A 794-nucleotide genomic window follows, 5' to 3' on the forward strand; every position below is an offset into this window, starting at 1 on the left:
GATCATATTTCTTGATCTCGATTTTGTCCGGGGTAGTACGCTTGTTCTTGTCGGTAGTGTAGAAGTGACCAGTACCGGCGCTCGAAATCAAACGAATCAATTCACGCATGATTAGCTCCCTTAAATCTTGCCGTCGCGACGCAGCTCGGCCAGCACAACGCTGATGCCACGCTTGTCGATGATACGCATGCCTTTGGCGGAAACGCGCAGGCGTACGAAACGTTTCTCTTCTTCAACCCAGAAGCGGTGATGCTGCAGGTTCGGCAGGAAACGACGACGGGTTTTGTTGTTTGCGTGGGAAATGTTATTCCCGGTTACCGGACCCTTACCGGTAACTTGACATACTCTCGACATGCCTCAGCCCTCTAAAACCACATGCCCAACCCGGCATGGGTTGGCCGCTTAATCTCTCAGTCATTTGGCGCCAGGCGCCGCGTTTCTTTAGAGGTCTTACCGGCTACACCTACAGTGAAGGAACCGGGCCCCTAGAAAAGAGCGCTGCTTTATACCAGAAAGACCGGGGTGCAACAACAATGGATGTGCAATCGACCGGTAAAAACGCGCATTTTCCGGCTGCGGACGCTTTGGATAAAGGCTGAGGCGCGTTTTGACCACTCGTCGCAGAAAACCGCTCTAAAAGAGGTTCCCCGACTTTTCCTCGTGCACCGTGGTCTGAAAAACACCACTGTCCCGGCCCGAAAAATGACAAAAGGGATAGTCATTTGCAATCCAGCCCTCTAGGGTAACCCTTTTCCAGACTGCACCTGCAGATGGGCCTTCGATCTGTAAAGGAA

At 52.4% G+C, this 794-nt stretch carries 2 protein-coding genes; both read right to left on the minus strand.

Annotation, left to right across the window (positions count from 1 at the left end; genetic code table 11):
* Positions 1–109, minus strand: a 109-nt coding sequence (rpmG, locus tag HT737_RS30965; RefSeq protein ID WP_182404711.1) for a 50S ribosomal protein L33, incomplete at its 3' end; no start/stop codon positions are given.
* An 11-nt stretch (positions 110–120) separates the two neighbouring features.
* Positions 121–354 carry a 50S ribosomal protein L28 gene (rpmB, locus tag HT737_RS30970; RefSeq protein ID WP_003229474.1) on the minus strand — a complete coding sequence of 78 codons (234 nt, stop codon included), beginning with the start codon at positions 352–354 and terminating at the stop codon, positions 121–123.
* Between the last annotated feature and the right edge of the window lie 440 nt (positions 355–794).

Origin of the sequence: Pseudomonas sp. MD195_PC81_125 (assembly GCF_014060985.1) — a bacterium.
Lineage (GTDB): Bacteria > Pseudomonadota > Gammaproteobacteria > Pseudomonadales > Pseudomonadaceae > Aquipseudomonas > Aquipseudomonas parakoreensis.